The 20,505-nt window shown below is 39.4% G+C and carries 11 protein-coding genes and 1 pseudogene; 3 read left to right on the forward strand and 9 right to left on the reverse strand.

The window, feature by feature from the left end; translation table 11 throughout:
• Nucleotides 1–383: 383 nt before the first annotated feature.
• The 8 genes from BN35_RS07440 to mltG form a co-directional block, all read right to left on the reverse strand.
• A complete protein-coding gene (locus BN35_RS07440) occupies nucleotides 384–3,242 on the reverse strand; it encodes a PD-(D/E)XK nuclease family protein (RefSeq protein WP_025071572.1) in 2,859 nt (952 codons plus the stop codon).
• Nucleotides 3,239–6,469, reverse strand: a complete 3,231-nt coding sequence (locus BN35_RS07445) for a UvrD-helicase domain-containing protein (protein WP_028900829.1) — start codon at nucleotides 6,467–6,469, stop codon at nucleotides 3,239–3,241. The genes BN35_RS07440 and BN35_RS07445 overlap by 4 nt, the downstream gene beginning before the upstream one ends.
• A gap of 24 nt (nucleotides 6,470–6,493) precedes the next feature.
• Nucleotides 6,494–8,554 carry a DUF5686 family protein gene (locus BN35_RS07450; RefSeq protein ID WP_025071573.1) on the reverse strand — a complete coding sequence of 687 codons (2,061 nt, stop codon included), beginning with the start codon at nucleotides 8,552–8,554 and terminating at the stop codon, nucleotides 6,494–6,496.
• Nucleotides 8,551–8,730 carry a hypothetical protein gene (locus tag BN35_RS07455; RefSeq protein WP_025071574.1) on the reverse strand — a complete coding sequence of 60 codons (180 nt, stop codon included), beginning with the start codon at nucleotides 8,728–8,730 and terminating at the stop codon, nucleotides 8,551–8,553. Before BN35_RS07455 ends, BN35_RS07450 begins: the two co-directional genes overlap by 4 nt.
• Nucleotides 8,731–8,908: 178 nt before the next feature.
• Nucleotides 8,909–9,547, reverse strand: coding sequence for a DedA family protein (locus BN35_RS07460; protein WP_025071575.1), 639 nt, complete (start codon nucleotides 9,545–9,547; stop codon nucleotides 8,909–8,911).
• Between the two features lie 47 nt (nucleotides 9,548–9,594).
• Nucleotides 9,595–11,016, reverse strand: a complete 1,422-nt coding sequence (locus BN35_RS07465; RefSeq protein WP_028900828.1) for a tetratricopeptide repeat protein — start codon at nucleotides 11,014–11,016, stop codon at nucleotides 9,595–9,597.
• A gap of 35 nt (nucleotides 11,017–11,051) precedes the next feature.
• Nucleotides 11,052–12,767, reverse strand: coding sequence for a glutamine--tRNA ligase/YqeY domain fusion protein (locus BN35_RS07470; RefSeq protein ID WP_025071578.1), 1,716 nt, complete (start codon nucleotides 12,765–12,767; stop codon nucleotides 11,052–11,054).
• Between the two features lie 355 nt (nucleotides 12,768–13,122).
• Complete coding sequence (gene mltG, locus BN35_RS07475; RefSeq protein WP_025071579.1) at nucleotides 13,123–14,169, reverse strand: endolytic transglycosylase MltG; 1,047 nt, start codon at nucleotides 14,167–14,169, stop codon at nucleotides 13,123–13,125.
• 792 nt (nucleotides 14,170–14,961) lie between these two features.
• Between mltG and BN35_RS07485 the strand changes: the two genes are divergently transcribed.
• Nucleotides 14,962–15,615 carry an HAD family hydrolase gene (locus BN35_RS07485; RefSeq protein WP_025071581.1) on the forward strand — a complete coding sequence of 218 codons (654 nt, stop codon included), beginning with the start codon at nucleotides 14,962–14,964 and terminating at the stop codon, nucleotides 15,613–15,615.
• A gap of 68 nt (nucleotides 15,616–15,683) precedes the next feature.
• Here the strand turns inward: BN35_RS07485 and BN35_RS07490 are convergent, their stop codons facing one another.
• Nucleotides 15,684–17,021, reverse strand: a complete 1,338-nt coding sequence (locus BN35_RS07490; protein WP_025071582.1) for a TolC family protein — start codon at nucleotides 17,019–17,021, stop codon at nucleotides 15,684–15,686.
• Between the two features lie 877 nt (nucleotides 17,022–17,898).
• Here BN35_RS07490 and BN35_RS07495 point away from each other — a divergent pair.
• Nucleotides 17,899–18,498, forward strand: coding sequence for a riboflavin synthase (locus BN35_RS07495; RefSeq protein ID WP_025071583.1), 600 nt, complete (start codon nucleotides 17,899–17,901; stop codon nucleotides 18,496–18,498).
• 151 nt (nucleotides 18,499–18,649) lie between these two features.
• Nucleotides 18,650–20,347: pseudogene (gene ettA, locus BN35_RS07500) on the forward strand (energy-dependent translational throttle protein EttA).
• Nucleotides 20,348–20,505 lie beyond the last annotated feature (158 nt).

Here is a 20,505-nt window from a genome sequence, read left to right on the forward strand (position 1 = left end):
ACAAAAATGGGCTGATTTTCACAAAATAAATGCCTCTTCAAGCTGAAACATTGAGTTAACGGGCTTGGAAACATGTATTAGAGGTGTTATCTACATGCTTCAGCAGCCTTAAAGCATGCAAATAACACGCTTAACTCAATGCTTCAGTCGCCAAGAAAGGGCAAAAATGCGAACGAAAAGAAACGACTTTCTCATAACTTCCTTACTAACAGTATGTTACAAACCTCGCTCATATCTCGCGTATTTGCGACCCACTTTGTCGTTGGTTGTTTTCACGCGAGTTATGAGAGGGTCTTTGTAAAGAAAATTCGGCATCAATTCTCCTTCCATTTGCGTACCATTCTAAACTTGAGTCATTGGTGCTCAACCTTCATCCTGTTTGACTAATTTCGACCACAAATTCGCTTGTACGGACAATAGGTACACCGTTTGGTGTCTTGGGTAGGGGTGAAGGGGTGAGATGAATCGTACATATCGGTCAATACTTGTTGTAAGTGTTTGCTGAAAGCCGAGCTGTAAGTACCGATGTCGCTCACTTTATCTTTTGATAGGAGCAGTGTCGGGTCAAAGTCATCACCCGGATTTCGCTGTATGAAGAGTAGGGCAGGACTGACAGGCAAACCATGTGGATTGAGCTCTTGATGCTGTCTTACAATGTTGGCATACAGAAAGGTTTGTAGATAATAGTCTTTGTGCTTCTCTGTTAAGTTGTCGTCACTAAAGATATCTTCTACATCTGTAGGTACAGAAGTTGCTGGTCGCCCTGTTTTGTAATCAACGACTCGTATGCGATGTGTGCCGTCTGGGTCGGTAACTTCGTCCAACCTGTCGATAATGCCACCCACAGTGATGGTTTTCAATCCTTGTGCAGTCTCAAAAGAAATCGTTGTATTTACTCTTTCTTCCAACGAAATAATCCTAAAAGGAGCTAAGGCTTCGTCTATTTTCAACAGTCGTTTTAGATAGTCGATAATCACTTTACGGTTAATCAGTTGCAAACCATTATATTCAATAGGGCGTACCTTGTCTTTTGATTTGTAAATTTCTTCATAAAAGGCTTGATCTACAAATCTTTCGAGTAGCTGACTTTTGGTTCTTAACTTGTTAAGCTGCGTGGGTTCTATCCACTCGCTCTCTTGTTGTAAAGATGTATAAATGAGTTCTGCACTTCTATGAAAGATGTTTCCGAACATGCGGTTATCAATGTCGTTATCGGGCTCTGGTTCGTAGAGTTTTGCAATAGTGTTGTAATAAAACTGCAATTGACATCTCATATATCTGTTAATCGCAGTTGGTGAAATTTGGTTCATGTTGTACAACACCTCCATGACCATTTCCTTCTTCTCAATGGGGTGGGCTTCATGGTGTTTGATTTCCTGTCCAGAGAGCATCGCAATTTTTTGGATAGGATGTCCGCTTTCCACCAACATTTGCAACATAAATCGACTCATCTCGCTTTTATGACTTCCTTCTGTCGAATTGTTGTAAGTGAGTGTGATGTCAGGGGCTCGTTGTAATAAACGGTGAAAATAATAAGCATAGATAGCTACTTTGTGCTTCACGGTGGTGAGTCCGTAGGCTTCACGAATAGAGTAGGGGATAAATGAGGCGTCATTGACACCTTTTGGCATGTTCCCCTCGTTGCAAGAGAGAATGAGGATGTGGTCGAAATCCAAATTGCGGGTTTCGAGTACTCCCATGATTTGGATGCCTTCGGCAGGCTCTCCATGAAAAGGAATGGAAGTATTTTGAATGAACTGGAGAATGAGTTTCTCATAAGTAGTGAGCTGTATGCGCAAATCTCCGCTATGGATGAGCTCATGTAGTCGATTCATGAGTTTGTACATCCGAAATACAGACTCTTGAAAAAAGGCATCTTCACTATCTCTGCCATTCTTGCCAATGAGTTGAAGTATATCTAATATCCACTCAGTAAGATAGAGGTTTGTAGAATCGTCTACTAACTCTTTGAACACCAAAGTTAATCCTGCATCTACAGATAATTCTTCCCGAGTTGGGAAATAATGCTTATTTTCTTCCAAGTTTACTATCAATTCTGGTGCATTTTCTGAGAGATATTTGATGTAGGGGTGGCTAAGCATGCGTTTCACCTCTGTTAATCGATATTTGCCATTATGCGCATAACTTGACAACTGCAATTTGAGCAGTTGGTGTATCAATGACGCTACAGGTGATTGGGCTAAAGGATAGCCAGTGGTAATATTAACCTTGCTTACTTCAGGCGGGATGCAATGGATGACTGTTTGCAGGATAGACTCATCGCACATCACGATAGCGGTTTTAATGCCAGCCTCCATTCTGCCATTGTGTTGTAGCCATTCGCTGATATATCTTGCTTGTATTGTTTCGGTAGGCGCAGAAAGGTAAGTAATTTGCTTGGGCTGTTTGAATTGTTGGTAGATGTCGGCATTGTGACTATCTAACTCATTGGGGAAAACGTCAAGATATTGGCGGATGAAGTGACTCGCCTCTTGTTTCTCATCGCTCATATAGTAATCGTCGAAATCCCAATAAAATTTGGCTTTACCCATGCTCTTTAAATGACGAAACAGCTCTTGCTCAACTTGTTGCAGCACATTGAAACCTACGAAAATATATTGGTCGAATTCAAATGAGAGGTTTTTGTCTGATACCACATTTCTATATAATGCTCCCTCGTAGGCAAGCCCTTGCAGCGATAGCTGTTCATTGAAATGGTGATAGATGTCGCTTAAATGACTCCACAGTTCGATGAATCGGCGTTTGAGTTCTGTGTGATGGTTTTCATCAAAATTGCTAAAAAAAATTTGCAATATTTGCTTTTGATGTTCGGACAGATACGAGATGTCATCCAACTCGTGAATGTTTTGTAGATTTGCAAAGACTTTATCGGCATCTGCTAAATTCTTGTCAATGTCGTCATAATCTGCCAATAGCAGTTCACCCCACGCATAGAACACATCCAGCGTGTCCTCTCTGCCAGTGCAGGTGATAAACGACTTGTGGAGATCACATATTAACTTGATAGGATCTCCAACAGTAAGTGTAGAGTGTTGTCGGAACAAATCGCTGATGGTGAGGTAAGATGGACTCCATAGAGGGCGATCGGACAGCTGTGCAAGGTGCTTGTTCAAAAACAGTGAGGCACGTTTGTTGGGAAAGACAACGGCAATGTGTGATAAATTGGTACCAAATTTTTCTAATAAATCTTTGGCAACATATTCTAAAAAGCTATATTTCATTTTATTTCTTCAATCAAGTTACTATAAACAAACCATAAATATCCTTTTACTTGGGCGTGTCCCATTTGCTGAAGTAGATGGATGTATTCTCTGATTTGGTCGTGATATTCGGGACGAGGTTTACCAAACTTAAAATCTACCACCACAACTTTATCTCCTTGCATCATTACTCTATCGGGTCTGTGGGTCATGACTTCGCCTGTGACAGGATTGGTGTGGATGATGCTACACTCGTTATATAGTTCCCATTGAGGCGAAAACCATTCTGCTACTTTTGGATTGTTGAAGCGTTTCTCCAATAGCTGTTGCAGCTTTTCATGGGTAATGATATTGTCGTAAAGCACTCCTTCAAACTCCAGTTCTCTTAAAATGGTGGGGATGTCGGATGTGGTTTTTATTTTGGAAAATAGCATGTGTAGCACATTACCAAGTTGAATGTAGCTTTGCTGCGTGGTATCTTCGTTTGTTTCAGGGAGAGTGAATGTTCTGCTCTGATTGCTTTGTCTAAATTCTACACTGTTGCCATAACTCTTCATCTCTACGGATTGCGTTTGAATGGGCGCAAAGAAAACATTTTCTGAAAATTTCGTTTCTTCTTCAGAAGGTACCCATAACTCTCCGTAGCTAAAGCAAAGCACATCGTCTCGCTTGTTCATATCTCCTTCCAGTCTACTTTCGGATAAAGACGTATGCAGTTTCTCCAGCGAGTCTTCAATAATTTTAGAACGCCTTGCTTGTACTTTTCGCTGCCCAAAAATAAATAAACTCTTACATGCACGGGTAAAGGCAACATATAAAAGATTCATGTTGTCAACAACATTTTGCAGGTGTTCGTACTGATAGCTATCTTCAAAATAGGACTCTTGCATTTTCCCCTCATTGAATGTAATAGGTATCACGGGCAGTTCATTGAATGGGGCAACATCGGTTTTGCACCATAGTGTTTTTTCTTTTTCCAATTTCCAATCACAGAAAGGAATAATGACATGATCAAACTCTAATCCTTTACTCTTATGAATTGTCAACATCCTGATGCCGTCAATGCCATCAGATTGGATGGTCTTTTCGTGCAACGTCTCATTCCATTGATTGATAAAGCTGTCTATTTCGGCAATATTGTCTGAAATATACTGACTGAGTACATCATAAAATGCACATATATAGGCACTTTGGTGCTTGAGAGAGGATAAATCAAACAGTGCGTATAGTCGCTCCACCAAGTCCATTGCAGGTAGAGACAATAGCGCTTTTGCTTCTAAGACATATTGCTTGGGTAGGAAATCCCAAATATCTTTTCCTTGAATCAACAAATCATCATCGTCCAAATCGTGGTTGAGAACTTGAGTTTGATATGTTTTTGCCAAATTTGCCACTGTTAGTTGGTCTTCTGGATGCGTCAAACAGTGGAGGGCATCCACCAATATGTTCACCGCACTTGAAGAATCTAAGCGGAACGCCTCGTCAGAAACGAGTTTGATATGAGGCATTACTTGCATCAACACATCGGCTATATCATGGATGTTCGCTTTGTTTCTCACTAAAATGGCAATGCTGTTTTCTTTGGCTCCGTTGTCTAACAACAACTGAATGGTTTGGATTATCTCATCTATTGTAGTTTCATTGTATTGCTCCTTAGGGAAGAGTTTGATACGTACACAGCCATGTTTATCTTTCGATTTATGAATCTTTTGAACGACATCTGCGTAAGCCTTCTGCATTTGCTCAGCTCCTTGCGTTTGTGAGGCAACCAACTCTTCGTATTCCTGTTGTGCTGCAATTTCAAAGAAGTGGTTGTTAAAGTTCACAATATGATGTTCTGACCGATAGTTGGTATCGAGAGGTTCAATTTTTAATTGATGAGACGGGGCAAACTCTTGCTCAATATTGTTTAGCAATCGCCAATCTCCAGAACGCCATCTGTAGATGCTTTGCTTCACATCTCCAACAATCAAACTGTTGGTGTCTTGATGACTCATTGTCTCTTGAAGCAGTATCTTGAAGTTTTTCCATTGTACGGTACTCGTGTCTTGGAACTCATCAATCATAATGTGTGATAACTGCGTTCCAATTTTCTCAAAAATAAAGGGGCTGTCGTTTTGGTCTATCAACTCATGTAGCAATGTTTGTGTGTCGCTCAACAAGAAGTTATTGCCTTCGTCGTTCAGTTCTCTGACCTTATTTTCAATACTACTTAATAAGCGTAGCTGGTTGAGATTCTTCAAAATAAGGTCAGCTGTGCGATAAGGCTTAGTCAATGCTCTTCGCTTTTTCTCCGCATTTTCCAGAAGTTGTGTCAGTTCTGTTGCTAATTGAAATAATCGTGGGTCTTTCAAATTTGTTTTAGTCAACCAACCGTCTGGGCTATCTAAAGCCTTTTGAACATACGAATTGATGAGCATCTTGGAGTCAAAAGTACCTTTGCTCATTTTCAAGAAGTAGCTTGCAGGTCCTCCTGATTTTCTCGACAAGTCGTCAATGCAAGCGTTGTATTTCGTCAGAAGGGACGTAAACTCTTGCGGAATATCTTTTAATTCCTTGATAGTCTTCTCTTTAATGGCATATAACTGTTGGACATATTGAGGGAAGAATCCTTTTTGGTTGAGCTTGATAGTGAGTTCGCTTTGATGGTCTTTATAGGTTTCTTGAAAAATATTATTACCAAAATCCTTGATGAGCCCAATCACATTCCATGATTTGTCATCTGCTATTTTCTGTTCAATAAAGTCTAATATCCACCCTAACAGTTGTTGTTTGGGATGAAGTTCTTCTATCAGTTGGTCTACCGCTTTTTCTTGTATCTCTTTGTCATTGAGTTCTATCCTTAAGTTTGCCGTTAAGTCTAACTCGCGTGCAAGATTTCGTAGTACACTCTGAAAAAAGGAGTCTATCGTCTCTACCCGAAAATAGCTGTAATTATGGAGCAATAAGTCTAATGCCTTTTCAGCCCGTTCCCTTATCTGTTTGTCTGATAAATCTAAGGCTTTTTTCACTTCTTGTAAATAACTTTCTGAATCAGACAGTCCATGAGCAATACCGTAAAGTTGACTGAGAATGCGTATTTTCATTTCTTCTGTCGCTTTGTTGGTAAATGTCACCGCCAAGATGTTGCGATAAGCGTACGGATTATCAATGACTATTTTGATATACTCTGTGGCTAATTTAAAAGTTTTGCCACTCCCCGCACTTGCCTTGGAGATAGTAAGAGAACTCGGTTGCTGTGTATTCATATTCTTTATTTCTGTGATGAAGGGTTACCACCGCCTAAATAATTCAAAACCAAACTTAAACCCAAAATCCTTTGTTCTGCCATTCATGTTCGACATAAATGCGCCAATACAGAGAAAGCGTGTCTTGATTGCATAGCCCAATTCTAAATATGGATTTGCATTTTTAACACGAAGTGCACTCAGATATAGCCTTTCACGTTCAATAAAATGCCCTATGAGAGGTGTCCAAGCCAATACTAAGAAAGGAGATTCGTAGGTGAAATTTGCACGAACGTAATAATTAGATTGGTTATATAGACTACTTTCCAAGAGTTCAAATTCACCAGACCATTCGTCGTTCCAACCATTTGGTAGGAAAGTTTGTCTGAAATTTTCAAAATCCACAAAGTAATCATTATGAGATCTATCGGTGTAAAATCCAGTTCCAACACGCATGGATAGCGATTGTACGTTGTGAAGGGGCAAGATATATTGTCCATCAAACTCCCAACGAGTATAAGGTGTGTTGGTTCCTGCCAGCTTCTTGATGCTCTTTTCGTAACAAGCCATCAGTGTAGGACCTTGATATCCCCAAGGTCTATAATGTACTTGAAACTTGGGAGCTAAAGATGTATATACAGAAGGTTTGTTAATAAGTTCAAATCCTACTTTGTTTAATGCTGTTCGGCGGTGAAAAACAAAGCCCGCTTGGAAGCCTATCTTAGGCGTAAAGTCGTAGTTCGCATAACAATCCCAAAAGGAATCGTTAAACTCATATAAATTCAGATTATCCCACACACGATTGTTGTTTGTTGCTATTCTCAATTCATTTACTAAATTTCCATTTTGAATTCTTCGACCTCCTGATAATCCAGAGCTGATAAATCCGTTGTGCCGTATATCAAAGTAATAGATGAGAGGAATCCAAAAAGAAAATTGATGTAGTCGAAAAGAATAACCTCCTTTTAGCTGAAGCCAAATGTTGCTATTTTCAGAAAAATGGTATCCGCCACGAATGTTGAAGTTATAATAAAATCCCTGACTCGGACTATATTCCATGTATAATGGATTTAAGATGGGATCTATTCGCAGAGAGCCTGCTTTGTTTGGACCAAAATCTTGGTGGATGTCATTGAATATATTTTCGCCAATCATATCCCAAAGGACAGATTTCACAAAATTTACTTTAGGAGGAGTTGCAACAGAATCCAATGCGGTAGTGTCTTTTTCTTCGTTTCGTTTATCTTTGAGTAATTCGCTATACACCATTTTCTCGTAAGAAGTTAACGGTTCTGGGCGAATCTGCTCCATCAGTTGAAAATTTTGATTCGCTTCCGAGATGTTAGGTAGAATCTTAGGCAAGTGATAAGCAATGGTATAATGTGTTCGGACATCGTTACCAAAGAATAAAAAGCGTGAAGTAAGGCTGCAATTTTGAGGCGTCAGAGATTGTACTCCATGGTTACCCATCTGAATGGATAGCCTGTAAAAAATCATATCATACTCGCCCGTTAGTTGTATAGTGCTAATTTTCCCCGAACGAGCATCGACTTTCGCCTCACCAGTTACTAACAGTGTGTTCTTTAACCGTGGTTTGAAATGGAGCTTTAGTAAGCTGTCTGCCGATTCTTCAATAGTATATTTATAATAAATTTTATTTTGCCTGTTAAAAGGAGAAAGCACATTCTCGTTAATCAGAGTGACATCATATATATTAGGTGTCAAGTAATGAAGCATGGCAGGAAATGATAAACGGTGAGTGCCAGCAGAAGATAATGAAAGAATTTTATCTATTTGGTACTTGCCATTTGGTAAGAAAGTGACTTTATTATAGCTTTCTTCAAGATAACGTCTGCTGCCAACATGTGCCATTGCATACATAGTTGGAACAGCCATTAACAGCAGATTTCGCTTGTTAATGTGAAAAGAAGACTTCATATATGCATAACTCACAGTGTCAGGTGCTTGTAGTGTCTTTATTTTTTCGGGATATGTAAATATGCGAGTTAAGATAGAATCTTTCTTGCTTTTAGCTGATAACGATCCTAACAAGCCATACTGGCAGATGATGAGTAGTATGAATATCTTGAAATATTGATTTTTCATTTGCACCAGATAGAACAAGCTACTAATGGAAAATAATATCTTTCCATTTTTGCTTCTATCTCTTGCAAAGATAATATTTGTTTGAAAAAAAGCCAAATCAAACTTTGTTTTTGTGACACATCAGCTTTTTTCGAAAGTTTAGGAGCTTTTAAAGATAGTGTCTTCCATTCTTTCATTTTAGTGAAAAGTTGATGAAGGATAGTTTAATAGGCGGCTTACTTTTCCAAAAAGAAGTCCGCAACGCCTGTTGATGGGCATTGCGGATATGAAAATAGTGCCGATTTGACGCTTAGTGAACGATAATACCTGTTAACAGACTTATGTGCATCATGCTGTTAAGCTGGAAAAAAGTTCTTAAACCGTCTTTTTTTGCTTGTTTTTTCGATAAAGATATTTTATAAGGAAGTAGAGTGCAACAATGGCAGCTATACCAAGAATCACAACCTTGATATGGTCGTTATACTCAATAATCTTTTCGTTGAGTTGTTCCTCTGGTACTATAAAATGCAAATACCATCCCAATGCCGCTAACACACAATTCCAGATTCCTGCACCAATGGTGGTATAAAGGATAAACTTCCAAAACTTCATTTTTGCAAGACCTGCTGGTACAGAGATGATTTGTCGAATGCCTGGTAACAAACGTCCAGTCAATGTTGCGATAACGCCATGATCATAAAAGTATTTTTCGCTCTTTTCTACCTTCTCTTGGTTTAACAAGCACATGTGTCCCCATTTGCTATTTGCAAACTTATACACAATCGGTCTGCCTAAATAATAAGCAGCTATATAGTTTGTAGCGGAGCCAAGAACAGCTCCCAAAGTAGCGACAATGATGACAAGTGTCATATCAAGGTGTCCTGCGGCAGCGTGATAAGCTGCTGGCGACACAATTAACTCCGATGGGACGGGTATCACAGTACCTTCAATGTACATCAGTAGAAAGACGGTACCATAATTTAAGTTTCCCATGAGTGAAGAAAACCAGTTCATGTGAATAATTTTAAATAGTTTGTTGTGATACTAAACACATTTTTTACTTATTGGTTCTGAAGGAGAAAGTTGTAATATTCTTCAGGTGCCATACCTTCTGGGAAAAAGGTTTGTAATACCTTTTGGGCTTCATATGGATTTTTTTCGCATGCTTTTTTCACTGCTTGTATAAATTCATCCGTTTTATTGAGAGTTTTACAACATACAGCAAAATAGGAATATCCATATTCCCAAGTCTCATCCACACTCTCAAGTAAGTTCTTAAGAACTTCATAAGCCATTTGTACATAACCGCAGTTATATGAAAAGACGGCTATTTTCAAGGCTGTATAAGTAGAAGCATTAGGCTGGCGTATGGCTTCTTGAAAAATTTCTTGCGCTGCTTCTACTTGATCATTTTCAAGTAGGATATGCCCTTTCGTTAGTTTTATGTCCTCCATGTCCATGCACTCCAAATTCTGCATCTTATCGACGTAGGACAAAGCCTCATCCATTTTCCCTAAATGAGACAGCGTCAAGGCTATATTTTCATAAATCTCTGCCAAGCTTTCTGGAGTGACTTGATTCTGTTGTTCTGCCCTTTTCAAGTGAGCAAGTGCTTTTGCGGGCTGGTCAAGTTGAAGATAAGAAACACCTATCAGACCGTCAATAGTCACGTCATTTGGGTCTAACTGCTGGTATGCAAGATAATATTTCAAGGCTTCCTCAAAGTTCCCTAAGTTGAAAAGTGAATTGGCTTTGATAATTATTGCGAGTGAGTTCTTGGGATTGATAGCAATAGCGTATTCACAGCTTGTAATCGCATCGCTAAAGCGGTCATTGATAGCTTGCAAAGAAGCTAAATCTGTCCAATAATCAACAGAGTATGGATTCTTGTCTATGAGTTTTTGAAAGATTCGTTCACTCTCCTCATAATCGCCCAAACCTAAAAGTATACGCCCTTTCAACTCTTGGCAGTCATCATCTGTTTTTGATTTCAATAGCTCGAACCAGTCTTCGGCTTTCATGAATTGCTCGTTTATTGCGTATAGTGAGGCGATGTCGAAAATGAAATTTTCTCGCTCTTCCTCGACTAAATCATTCAAGTGATTCCGAAATAATTTCTCTGCTTCTTCCGTTTGTTCTTCACGCAATTTCAACTTACCTAACAAGTAGATGTACTCAAAGTCGCTCTTATCTTCAACTCTCTCAAGATAGGTGTAAGCTTTTGTAATATCCTTCTCTACTAAAGCAGTTAATTTTGCCTTGATAATCCACAGAGTCGTTGAATGAGGAAAGATATCCAAACCGACATGGACAGCCTTTTTGGCATTTTTGAAATCTCCGTGATTAAAATAATATTCTGCTATATCTGAAAAGTCGTCTGAATCCATAAACATAGGATTGCCTGACGTTTGTGATTTTTCAAATTGCTGCAAAATATTTTTAAACTCTTTCGATTCAAAATACGAATTGTCGTTACTTGTCATTTAAGCGGTTCTTTAGATAGAATAAATGGATATGCTTACTTCTTTACTTTTGCCCAAGCATCTTTTAATCCTACTGTTTTATTGAAGACTAAATGCGATGCACTGCTATCTGGGTCTGCCATAAAATAACCAATTCGTTGGAACTGTAAGTATTCTCCAGGCTTTTTGTTAGCTGCATATTCTTCGACATAACAGTTTTTGAAAATATGTAGACTGTCTGGATTTAGCAACTCATGGAAATCTCTTTCATCTGCTCCAGGGTTCTCTACGTAGAACAATCGGTCGTACTCTCTTACCTCTGCCTGTTGACAATGGTCTGCGGATACCCAGTGTAGTGTACCTTTTACCTTGCGATTTGCCCCTTCCATTCCACTTTTGCTTTGTGGATCGTATTCGGCTTGGATTTCTATAATGTCACCATTTTCGTTTTTGGTACATCCTGTACACTTAACAATATACGCATTCTTCAGTCTCACTTCTTTGCCAGGTGTCATTCTGAAAAACTTTCTGGGTGCATCTTCCATAAAGTCATCTCGCTCAATCCACAGATTTTTGCTAAATGTGATGGTGTGCGTGCCGTCTGCTTCATTCTCTGGATTATTGATGGCTTCCATTTCTTCAGACTCTCCATCGGGATAGTTGGTTATCACCAGTTTTACGGGATTCAACACGGCACTCACCCTACAAGCCTTCTTGTTCAAATCGTCGCGCACGGCAGCTTCGAGCAATGCCACGTCATTCAGCGCATCAAACTTGGTATAGCCGATAGACTTGATAAAGTTTCTAATACTTTCAGGAGAATACCCGCGACGTCTCATTCCGCACAGTGTCGGCATGCGAGGGTCGTCCCATCCCGAAACAGCATGCTCTTCTACGAGTGCATGAAGTTTGCGTTTACTCATCACTGTGTAGGTTAAGTTCAGTCGGTTGAACTCTATTTGTCGTGGGCGATTGTCGTCCATGACGTCACTTGTTCCGTCCATCTCCTTCAAAAAATCAATAAGATGATCATAAAGAGGTCTGTGTGGAACGAACTCGAGTGTACAGATAGAATGAGTTACACCCTCAAAGTAATCGCTTTGTCCATGGGCAAAGTCGTACATAGGGTAGGCATGCCATTTAGTTCCTGTACGATGGTGAGGAATATGGATAATGCGATAGATGATAGGATCGCGGAAGTGCATGTTGGAATTTGCCATATCCAATTTTGCACGGAGCACCATACTACCTTCAACGGCTTCTGGTGTGTTCATCTGTTCAAAGAGTTTCAACGACTCTTCGATGGGACGATCTCTATAAGGAGAAGCCACACCTGGAGTTGTAGGTGTACCTTTTTGTTCCGCAATCTGTTCAGCGGTTTGCTCGTCAATGTAGGCATGTCCTTCTCGAATCATCCAAACCGCAAAATCCCACAGCTTTTCAAAATAGTCTGAAGCGTAATAAATATTTTCCCACTTAAACCCTAACCATGAAATGTCGTTGAGAATATTTTCGACATATTCGTTGTTTTCTTTGCTTGGGTTCGTATCGTCAAAGCGTAAATTACATATACCGTTGTATTTTTCTGCGATGCCAAAGTCCATACAGATAGCCTTGGCATGTCCTATATGTAAGTAGCCATTGGGCTCTGGGGGGAAACGTGTCTGAATCCTTCCACCATTCTTGCCTTTCGCAAGGTCTTCCTCAACGAGTTGCTCTACAAAACTCAGGCTTTTTTTCTCTTCTGTGTGATTGTCCTCTTGTACTGTCATATTCAACTATTTTTGGGATAACTCTTGGCTTACAAAAGCCGTGGCTAACCTTTATATCATTAATATAATATGTGCAAAGATAATAAAAACTAAAGATTATTCATTCTACCAGCCATAGTTTTTTGTGCAAATGATAGAATTATATTATTTAATATGGAAATAAATTTGTTTGATTCATTTTAATTCTCTATATTTGCAGTGTTATCCTGAATACAATCTTTTACCTTAAAGAAAACTAATACCTATTGAAAATAAATGCCCATCTCTGTGAAGAAACGGGCATTTTTTAATTCAAAGTTTTTGATCATTCAATGACAGGTAGCTGCCTTTTCATGAATCATCTTTGCAAAATATCTTATAGAATTCCTCTTTTGTTGAGTGCTGCGGTGTATTTATTTGCGTTTCCCAAGTGTTCTTGGTAAGTTTTCGCAAAGTTATGAGTACCGCTAAAGTCCTCTTTGGCACACATGTACAGATAGTCGTGGTGCACCATATTTAATACGGCATCAATGCCAGCAATGGAGGCTATACGGATAGGACCTGGTGGCAAACCAGTATTGTTGTATGTGTTATACGGACTCTTGATGTTTAGAAGTTTTTGATAAATGCGTCGCAAATCAAAATCTTTCCATGCAAATTTTATGGTGGGGTCTGCTTGAAGTGGCATTCCATTTGGATATTTGCTGTCTCTGAGCATCAGACGATTGTAATACATTCCTGCAATCATTGGCTTTTCTGCATTGTTAGCGGTCTCTTCGTCAATGATACTTGCCAATGTGATGACTTCATTTTTGGATAGTTTCAGTGCTTGTGCTTGTGCCGTGCGCTTGCTATTCCAAAAACGATTGCTTTCTTTCTTTACCCTGTCCAACAGTTGGTCTATGGATATATTCCAATAAATTTCATAGGTATCGGGAATAAACATACAAGCAATGGTCGCTGTATCATAGCCATATTTCTTGCAGACTTCCTGACTGGTCAAAGCCTTGGCGATGTCGGTACTGTCAAGCATTAAGCGTTTGCTTAATTCTTCTGACAGCCGATCCATGGTTCTAACAGAGGGTATCGTGAGGTTGATGGGGTCTTGGATGCCATTTTTTATGTGCCTTAAAACAGTGAATGCACCCTGTGAGGGCTTAATGGCATATCTTCCCGTTCGTATATGGTCGGCATACTGACTATGGCGCATCAGTGTGGTAAATCCATGAAGACTGTGTTGTCTGGCGATGGGCGTTAATTTAGCGACAACAGAGTCTGCATTGTCATCGGCATCAATGTAGATATACTGAGTGGTTTCTGAGTTTGAGAATGCGGAAAAAAAGTAATAGTACATCAAGCCAAAGACTAAAAATAAGCAAGTGGCAGCCGCTATTAAATATCTATTTTTATGTTGTTGATCCATTATCAAATGATTTTAACGGCTGCAAAGGTAGTAGAAGTTATACATTGGGCAAAATAAAACCTTATTAATTTTATAATTTCTTATAATCAGCATGTTCTTTCATGGCAAAAAATTGTGAATTGACAAATAGATTTTTCCCTTTATGTGATACAGCAGTTTGTAAATTTTAATTACCAAAAATGAGCGTTTTTAATTTTGCATTCTAGCACAAAATATGGCTTTCTTTCATACAGTTTTGGCAGTTTTTATCGTGAAAATGAGTAGATTTGGCTGTTATCCCATTGAGTTAACCCCGTTAGATGGTGATAATAGTTGCCCTATTGTAATGGAATAGCGGGCTTAGGTGGTGCTTCCAATCCACATAAATCATTGCTTTTAGTGGAAAATTCAGGTTAAACAAGGGGCTTATTAGTGGTGAATTTTTATAAGTATGTGTTATTCAAAGAGTTATGAAAACTCGCAAATACTCGAATATTTTCAACCAACTTTCTTTTTGTTGAAAATATGAAAGTTATGAGAGGTGTTTTGTTAAATTTATTGACAGTTAATTACTGAACTTTAGAAGCGATGTTGAGCGAATGTGGAACTATGTCACGAAAGACGAAAGATGATTTGGAAATCCATAATACAATTTGTACCTTTGCAGTCATTAAAGCAATGCTGATGTGTCAGGTTGTTTTGCTTGCATCATTCCTGTTAAATGATAAGGATGTTGATGAGAGCAACGATTTTCTTAATCGTTTGAGTTAAGAATTAATTTTTTAATGATGTGCGATTGATGCACGTAACAATATGGAGTATAGTACGTATATTTTTGATTTGGATGGCACACTTTTAGACAGTCTCCAAGATTTAGCTGTTAGTTGTAATTATGCACTGAAGAAACACCAAATGCCCGAACGAACAATAGAAGAGGTAAGGCATTTTGTGGGAAATGGTGTAAAAAAACTCATGGAGCGTGCCATTCCGGGCGGTCTTGAACATCCTGAATTTGACGAAACTTATCAGGATTTCCGCCAGCATTATATGGTTCACAACTTAGATAACACGCGCCCTTATCTGGGTGTGATGGACCTATTGAAAAACTTGCACGAACATGGAAAAAAGTTGGCTGTGGTCAGTAATAAGTTCTATGATGCTACTCGTGAGCTTTGTCAACATTTTTTTAGCGATTATGTGAGCGTAGCCATTGGGGAACGGGAGGATATTCACCGCAAACCTGCGCCTGATACAGTAATGGAAGCGTTGCGACAATTAGGGGTAGATAAAACAGATGCTGTCTATATTGGTGACAGTGACGTAGACATTGCAACGGCTCGTAACAGCGGCATGCCGTGTATCAGTGTGTTATGGGGATTTCGTGACAAGGAATTTCTGTTGGCGCATGGTGCGACAACGTTCGTTTCGTCTCCGCAAGAATTGATGTTACCGCCAGATATCAAGTAATAAAAGTTTTGGAAAGTGGTGGCTTCTATCTGTGAGCAATAATAGATAGAAGCCACTTTTGCTTTATTTTATTCCATGACTCCTTGTTGGTAGAACTTTAATAGGTGGATGTTGAGTAGGGTAAGATATTTGGCTTGAAGCTCGTTTTGTTGAGCGTTCATCAGCTGATCTTTCCCTTTCATCAGTTCTACAATATTTATAAGGTTCTCGTCAAACTTCGCTTTGAGCAGCTGGTAGCTTTCTTCGGCACTCTTGGTGCTTATCATGGCAGCTCGCAATCTGTGTTGGTTGTTGGTGGCTTGTAACCAATAATCCTCGATAGTAGAGTAGAGTTTGGTTTGTTTGTCTTTGAGATCCAACATATAACTCTGCTTTTGCAAAAGAGCTTTGTTGACAGCTGTTTTGGTTTGTCGATTGTCAAACAAGGGGATGTTAATGGAAATACCAGCTCCAATATCAAAGTTATTCTTTATTTGTTTGCCCCATTCATAGTTGCTCATGGAGGTAGTACTCGTTCCTACACCCGCACTTACTCCCAATGTAGGTAATTTCCCAGCTTTGGCAATACGCACACTAAGGTTACTACTTTCGATGCCCAATGCTGCGTTTCTTATTTCGGGTCGGTTGTTGAGAGCAGTCGTATAAATCTCAGACACACTGGGTATCGCTTGATTTTCAACGGTCTCTATTTGGTGAGGAGGTAACACGTCAAACTCTTCTGTGTCAATAATTTGTAAAAGTTCCTTCAACTGTCGCTTATAGTTGCGCAAGTTGTTTTCTGATTCTATAACATTATATTCATCTGCAGCACGTTGGGCGGTCAATTGTGCCATATCCGCACGACTCATCTTTTGAACTTTTAGGAACTCTTTGCCTCGTGTTTCGTTCTGTTTGCTGGTTGCTAAAATCGATTGATTAACAGCTACCGCTTCTTTGGAATAAAGTATTTGAACGTATAGTTGTGCAATTTGCTCAATCAGTTTGTTAGCCATTTCTGCCGAATCCAATGCCGTTTGTTGCTCAAGAATTTTGTTGAGCTTTATCGTATGTCTGTTTTTTCCACCATTCCATACCGTCCAATTGCTGTTAATGCTATACGAACCATTATAATACACCTTATCTACCGATGCCTGCATATAACCCCCTGTGGAAATTCCTGTTTGTGGCCAGGGGCGGTATGTCAAATTTTGGGAGGAGCTTACCGCCAATGACGGCAATAGGGCAGCTTGACTTTGTTTTGTGTCTTCTTGCGCACTCAAATGTTGTAGTGTCTTCTTTTGCAACGAAATGTTATGGGTTAGCGCATAATGAATGCAGTCTTTCAACGACCACTCTTTAGACTGAACCGTAGATGTACTTAGAAGCAAAGCCATGCCACAAAGGCTGATTTGAAAAATCTTGTTCATATAGTAGATTTTTTAGATGAGTTGTTACTCGTAACTGTTATTTGTATGAAGATGGGTTACCATACGTTTCTTTGACGACAAAAGTAGCAAAAAAGTTTCATACATTGATGAAGGAGGGTTTTGATTTCGTTCGCCATTCTTTATATGTAAGGAATATTCTTATTTACACATTGGCTGAATGAAGTGAAAAATACCAAAGAAAATAAAGTATGCTGTAACAAATGGAATGCGTGAGTTATAGTTTAGACCATTTTGAACGTTATAAAGCAGAAGAAGCAGGACTTGACTAAAAAAAACATCAGCAGATGAATGTAAAAAGAAAACAAAACTTGTAGGTTTCATTCTAAATTTGTATCTTTGCATTTAGAAAGAGTACAACATGGGGTTGTGTCGATTTGATCGGGATACTCATCAATAAAAACATGAAACCGAGAAGACTTCTTTTGTTAATGGCGGGCCACATAAATCCTTTTAGGACTAAGCTGTAAAGCCGGTGGATTACAAAGACGGAGAGCTCTCAAATCTTATATAGTTCGGAGTTTCATCACATCATCGAGCAACCCCTTTTTCATACATAAAGGCAGGTGTGTTTCCTGCCTTTATAAATATAAGGTGGGTTTTATAAATTACCACCACAACTAAATATATTATGGGTTACGTCTTGCCAACGTTTCGTACCTTTATGGTTCAATGCGTTAGTGTCATTGGGAGTGTAGTAGCTACACAACCTTACTCACTTACAGATTGATAACAAAAGGTAGTGCAAGCCGAATGCAGCGAAAGTTTGCTTTCTGCGTTGAGGTGCAGCCTACTTCGTGTGACATAAGTTCAAAACTTGACAAGGATAATTTATAGAACCCAATTAAAAACTTTGTTTATGTTCTCTGGAATTGTAGAAGAGATGGCAACCGTAGTTGCGATTAGCCATGATCAAGAAAACATTGATTTTACATTGAAATCTTCGTTTGTTGACGAATTGAAGATTGACCAAAGTATAAGTCACAATGGCGTTTGCTTAACCGTTGTGCGTCTTCACGATGATACATACACGGTAACAGCGATGAAGGAGACGTTGGAACGGTCTAATCTGAGATTGATAACCATTGGAGACAAGGTGAATGTAGAACGCTCAATGCTGATGAATGGCAGGCTGGATGGGCATATTGTTCAAGGACACGTAGACCAAACAGCCACTTGCGTGAAGATGCAAGATGCTGACGGTTCTACTTATTTCACTTTTGAGTATCCTTATAGCAGAGAAATGGCGAAACGAGGATATATCACAGTTGATAAAGGGAGCGTAACGGTAAATGGTGTTTCGTTGACGGTTTGCGAACCAACAGACAATCGTTTTACCGTAGCGATTATTCCTTATACGAAAGAGCATACCAACTTTTGTGATATCAAAGTAGGGTCTATTGTCAATTTAGAGTTTGATATCTTAGGAAAATACATCGCTCGATTACGAGAAATATAATTCAAAAAATGATGCCTCTCTTGATGAAATTGCGCTTGAAATTTGAAATCACAACCAACAACTCATCAACTTAAGAACTTAATAACTCAGCAACTTAATAACTTAACAACTCAACTCAATAACTCATTAACTCAAAAACTCAAAAACTTATATGGCAACTGTAGACGACAAGAAAATAATCTTCTCAATGGTGGGAGTATCAAAGATTATTCCTCAAAACCAAAAACAAATTCTCAAAGACATTTATTTGTCTTTCTTTTATGGTGCAAAAATTGGTATTATAGGATTGAATGGTGCTGGTAAATCAACTTTGATGAAGATTATTGCTGGTATAGAGCAGCCAACTCAAGGAGATGTGGTGTGGAGTCCTGGCTATAGTGTAGGATATTTGCCACAAGACCCACCATTGGACGAAACTAAAACCGTGAAAGAAAACGTGCAAGAAGGGGTGCATAAAGTCTATGACGCATTGAAAGAATATGACGAAATAAATGTCAAGTTCGGACTGGAAGAATATTATGGCGACCCTGACAAAATGGACAAATTGATGCAGCGACAAGCAGAACTGCAAGACATCATCGATGCTACCGATGCTTGGAACATGGACTCTAAGTTAGAACGTGCGATGGCTGCCTTGCGATGTCCTGCTGGTCATCTGCCAGTAACAAATCTTTCGGGAGGTGAACGACGACGTGTGGCGCTGTGCCGTTTGCTCTTACAAAAGCCCGATGTATTGTTATTAGACGAGCCAACCAACCATCTTGATGCTGAAAGTATCGATTGGTTGGAGCAGCATTTACAGCAGTATGAGGGAACAGTTATTGCGGTAACGCACGACCGATATTTCTTAGACGATGTTAGTGAGTGGATTTTGGAGTTAGACCGTGGCGAAGGTATTCCATGGAAAGGTAATTATACTTCGTGGTTGGAACAGAAGACCAAGCGCATGGATCAAGAGGAAAAGACCGCATCTAAGCGTCGCAAGACATTAGAGCGTGAATTGGAGTGGGTGCGTATGGCACCAAAGGCTCGACAAGCAAAGGGAAGGGCGCGTCTAAACTCGTATTAACAGATGCTGAATGAAGAGCAGAAAACGAGAGAGGATAAATTAGAAATCTTCATTCCTAACGGACCACGCTTGGGTAATAAAGTGATTGAAGCACAGCATGTGAAAAAAGCTTTTGGAGAAAAAGTGTTGTTTACAGATCTCAATTTTATGTTACCTCCTAATGGCATTGTAGGTGTGATAGGACCCAATGGTGCAGGTAAAACCACACTTTTCCGTTTGATTATGGGGCTCGAACAGCCTGATGCGGGTACTTTTGAAGTAGGAGAAACGGTAAAGCTGGCATACGTAGACCAGCAACATAAAGATATAGACCCCCAGCAAACAGTTTATGAAGTTGTTTCGCAAGGCAATGAAAATATAAGAATGGGCGGTCGTGATGTCAATGCACGTGCTTATTTGTCGCGATTTAACTTTTCTGGTACCGACCAAAACAAAAAGTGCGAAGTGCTTTCTGGCGGAGAACGAAATCGTTTACAGTTGGCATTGGCGTTAAAACAAGAGGGTAACGTTTTGTTGTTGGACGAACCTACCAACGATATTGATGTGAATACCCTGAGAGCGTTGGAAGAAGGTCTGGAGTCATTTGCTGGTTGTGCGGTTGTCATCAGTCACGACCGATGGTTCTTAGACCGTATTTGTACGCATATCTTGGCATTCGAGGGTAATGGCGAAGTATTCTATTTTGAAGGAACTTATTCTGAATATGAAATCAATAAAGCGCGCCGATTAGGCAACGAAGATATTAAAAAAGGACGCTATCGTAAGTTAATGGAAGATTGATATATTTCTCTTTCACCAAGCCACGAACCTTGTTACTATTATTGTAACGTGTGGTTCGTGGCTTCTTTTTTGGTTCAACTGCAAATAGTGTGGATGTATTTTGCATCTATTTCACATCATCTGACCGATAGCATGGATTGTTATCTGATTTCCTCTCT

This window comes from Hoylesella timonensis 4401737 = DSM 22865 = JCM 15640 (genome assembly GCF_000455445.1).
GTDB lineage: Bacteria > Bacteroidota > Bacteroidia > Bacteroidales > Bacteroidaceae > Prevotella > Prevotella timonensis.